A 4,561-nucleotide genomic window follows, 5' to 3' on the forward strand; every position below is an offset into this window, starting at 1 on the left:
CGACAGATAGGGACCGAACTGTCTCACGTCGTTCTGAACCCAGCTCGCGTACCGCTTTAATGGGCGAACAGCCCAACCCTTGGGACCGACTACAGCCCCAGGATGCGATGAGCCGACATCGAGGTGCCAAACCTCCCCGTCGATGTGGACTCTTGGGGGAGATAAGCCTGTTATCCCCGGGGTAGCTTTTATCCGTTGAGCGATGGCCCTTCCATGCGGAACCACCGGATCACTAAGCCCGACTTTCGTCCCTGCTCGACTTGTAGGTCTCGCAGTCAAGCTCCCTTGTGCCTTTACACTCTGCGAATGATTTCCAACCATTCTGAGGGAACCTTTGGGCGCCTCCGTTACCTTTTAGGAGGCGACCGCCCCAGTCAAACTGCCCACCTGACACTGTCTCCCCGCCCGATAAGGGCGGCGGGTTAGAAGGTCAATACAGCCAGGGTAGTATCCCACCGATGCCTCCACCGAAGCTGGCGCTCCGGTTTCCAAGGCTCCTACCTATCCTGTACAAGCTGTACCAACATTCAATATCAGGCTGCAGTAAAGCTCCACGGGGTCTTTCCGTCCTGTCGCGGGTAACCTGCATCTTCACAGGTACTATAATTTCACCGAGTCTCTCGTTGAGACAGTGCCCAGATCGTTGCGCCTTTCGTGCGGGTCGGAACTTACCCGACAAGGAATTTCGCTACCTTAGGACCGTTATAGTTACGGCCGCCGTTTACTGGGGCTTCAATTCGCACCTTCGCTTACGCTAAGCGCTCCTCTTAACCTTCCAGCACCGGGCAGGCGTCAGCCCCTATACTTCGCCTTACGGCTTCGCAGAGACCTGTGTTTTTGCTAAACAGTCGCCTGGGCCTATTCACTGCGGCTCTCTCGGGCTTGCACCCTAACAGAGCACCCCTTCTCCCGAAGTTACGGGGTCATTTTGCCGAGTTCCTTAACGAGAGTTCTCTCGATCACCTTAGGATTCTCTCCTCGCCTACCTGTGTCGGTTTGCGGTACGGGCACCTCTCACCTCGCTAGAGGCTTTTCTTGGCAGTGTGGAATCAGGAACTTCGCTACTATAATTCGCTCGCCATCACAGCTCAGCCTTCACGGGAAACGGATTTGCCTATTTCCCAGCCTAACTGCTTGGACGCGGATATCCAATACCGCGCTTACCCTATCCTCCTGCGTCCCCCCATTGCTCAAATGGTGAGGAGGTGGTACAGGAATATCAACCTGTTGTCCATCGCCTACGCCTTTCGGCCTCGGCTTAGGTCCCGACTAACCCTGAGCGGACGAGCCTTCCTCAGGAAACCTTAGGCATTCGGTGGAGGGGATTCTCACCCCTCTTTCGCTACTCATACCGGCATTCTCACTTCTAAGCGCTCCACCAGTCCTTCCGGTCTTGCTTCACAGCCCTTAGAACGCTCTCCTACCACTGTTCGAAGAACAGTCCGCAGCTTCGGTGATACGTTTAGCCCCGGTACATTTTCGGCGCAGAGTCACTCGACCAGTGAGCTATTACGCACTCTTTAAATGGTGGCTGCTTCTAAGCCAACATCCTGGTTGTCTAAGCAACTCCACATCCTTTTCCACTTAACGTATACTTTGGGACCTTAGCTGGCGGTCTGGGCTGTTTCCCTTTCGACTACGGATCTTATCACTCGCAGTCTGACTCCCAAGGATAAGTCATTGGCATTCGGAGTTTGACTGAATTCGGTAACCCGGTAGGGGCCCCTAGTCCAATCAGTGCTCTACCTCCGAGACTCTTACCTTGAGGCTAGCCCTAAAGCTATTTCGGAGAGAACCAGCTATCTCCAGGTTCGATTGGCATTTCACCCCTACCCACACCTCATCCCCGCACTTTTCAACGTGCGTGGGTTCGGGCCTCCATTCAGTGTTACCTGAACTTCACCCTGGACATGGGTAGATCACCTGGTTTCGGGTCTACGACCACGTACTCAATTCGCCCTATTCAGACTCGCTTTCGCTGCGGCTCCGCATCTTCTGCTTAACCTTGCACGGGATCGTAACTCGCCGGTTCATTCTACAAAAGGCACGCCATCACCCGTTAACGGGCTCTGACTACTTGTAGGCACACGGTTTCAGGATCTCTTTCACTCCCCTTCCGGGGTGCTTTTCACCTTTCCCTCACGGTACTGGTTCACTATCGGTCACTAGGGAGTATTTAGCCTTGGGAGATGGTCCTCCCGGATTCCGACGGAATTTCACGTGTTCCGCCGTACTCAGGATACATTCAAGAGAGAACGAAGTTTCGACTACAGGGCTGTTACCTTCTATGGCGGGCCTTTCCAGACCTCTTCATCTACCTCGTTCCTTTGTAACTCCGTACAGAGTGTCCTACAACCCCAAGAGGCAAGCCTCTTGGTTTGGGCTTGTTCCGTTTCGCTCGCCGCTACTCAGGAAATCGCATTTGCTTTCTCTTCCTCCAGGTACTTAGATGTTTCAGTTCCCTGGGTCTGTCTTCCTTACCCTATGTATTCAGATAAGGATACCATACCATTACGTATGGTGGGTTTCCCCATTCGGAAATCTCCGGATCAAAGCTTGCTTACAGCTCCCCGAAGCATATCGGTGTTCGTCCCGTCCTTCATCGGCTCCTAGTGCCAAGGCATCCACCGTGCGCCCTTTCTAACTTAACCAAACTAAAAATTAAAAAATATGAGCTACACTGTTATCTAGTTTTCAAAGAACATACATTTATATATGAGAGATAGTTCTCTCAAAACTGAACAAAACGAAACACGGAAACTTATATTGATGAACAGCGTTCATCAATTCTCCATAGAAAGGAGGTGATCCAGCCGCACCTTCCGATACGGCTACCTTGTTACGACTTCACCCCAATCATCTGTCCCACCTTCGGCGGCTGGCTCCATAAAGGTTACCTCACCGACTTCGGGTGTTACAAACTCTCGTGGTGTGACGGGCGGTGTGTACAAGGCCCGGGAACGTATTCACCGCGGCATGCTGATCCGCGATTACTAGCGATTCCAGCTTCACGCAGTCGAGTTGCAGACTGCGATCCGAACTGAGAACAGATTTGTGGGATTGGCTTAACCTCGCGGTTTCGCTGCCCTTTGTTCTGTCCATTGTAGCACGTGTGTAGCCCAGGTCATAAGGGGCATGATGATTTGACGTCATCCCCACCTTCCTCCGGTTTGTCACCGGCAGTCACCTTAGAGTGCCCAACTGAATGCTGGCAACTAAGATCAAGGGTTGCGCTCGTTGCGGGACTTAACCCAACATCTCACGACACGAGCTGACGACAACCATGCACCACCTGTCACTCTGCCCCCGAAGGGGACGTCCTATCTCTAGGATTGTCAGAGGATGTCAAGACCTGGTAAGGTTCTTCGCGTTGCTTCGAATTAAACCACATGCTCCACCGCTTGTGCGGGCCCCCGTCAATTCCTTTGAGTTTCAGTCTTGCGACCGTACTCCCCAGGCGGAGTGCTTAATGCGTTAGCTGCAGCACTAAGGGGCGGAAACCCCCTAACACTTAGCACTCATCGTTTACGGCGTGGACTACCAGGGTATCTAATCCTGTTCGCTCCCCACGCTTTCGCTCCTCAGCGTCAGTTACAGACCAGAGAGTCGCCTTCGCCACTGGTGTTCCTCCACATCTCTACGCATTTCACCGCTACACGTGGAATTCCACTCTCCTCTTCTGCACTCAAGTTCCCCAGTTTCCAATGACCCTCCCCGGTTGAGCCGGGGGCTTTCACATCAGACTTAAGAAACCGCCTGCGAGCGCTTTACGCCCAATAATTCCGGACAACGCTTGCCACCTACGTATTACCGCGGCTGCTGGCACGTAGTTAGCCGTGGCTTTCTGGTTAGGTACCGTCAAGGTGCCGCCCTATTTGAACGGCACTTGTTCTTCCCTAACAACAGAGCTTTACGATCCGAAAACCTTCATCACTCACGCGGCGTTGCTCCGTCAGACTTTCGTCCATTGCGGAAGATTCCCTACTGCTGCCTCCCGTAGGAGTCTGGGCCGTGTCTCAGTCCCAGTGTGGCCGATCACCCTCTCAGGTCGGCTACGCATCGTTGCCTTGGTGAGCCGTTACCTCACCAACTAGCTAATGCGCCGCGGGTCCATCTGTAAGTGGTAGCCGAAGCCACCTTTTATGTCTGAACCATGCGGTTCAAACAACCATCCGGTATTAGCCCCGGTTTCCCGGAGTTATCCCAGTCTTACAGGCAGGTTACCCACGTGTTACTCACCCGTCCGCCGCTAACATCAGGGAGCAAGCTCCCATCTGTCCGCTCGACTTGCATGTATTAGGCACGCCGCCAGCGTTCGTCCTGAGCCAGGATCAAACTCTCCGATAAAGTAGTTTGACTGACTACGCACATCGCTGTGCGATTTATTTAAAACTTTGAATTAACAGGTACGTTTTGTCTTGTTTAGTTTTCAAAGATCATTACCGCTTGTTGAAGCAGCTTTATTATCTTACCACTCAGCTTCTTTTATGTCAACAACTTTTTTTAAGTTGTTTCCGAAGCTTTTTGTTGTTGTCTGCTGTGCATCAGCGACGTTTAATAA

2 rRNA genes are annotated in these 4,561 nt (G+C 52.6%); both read right to left on the bottom strand.

Annotation, left to right across the window (positions count from 1 at the left end):
* Positions 1-2,651, bottom strand: a 23S ribosomal RNA gene (locus tag ACFQ58_RS17835); the annotation flags it as partial.
* Positions 2,652-2,797: 146 nt separating this feature from the next.
* Positions 2,798-4,347: ribosomal RNA gene (locus ACFQ58_RS17840) — 16S ribosomal RNA — on the bottom strand.
* Between the last annotated feature and the right edge of the window lie 214 nt (positions 4,348-4,561).

The sequence above is a fragment of the Agromyces sp. NPDC056523 genome (assembly GCF_042794545.1).
Lineage (GTDB): Bacteria > Actinomycetota > Actinomycetes > Actinomycetales > Microbacteriaceae > Agromyces.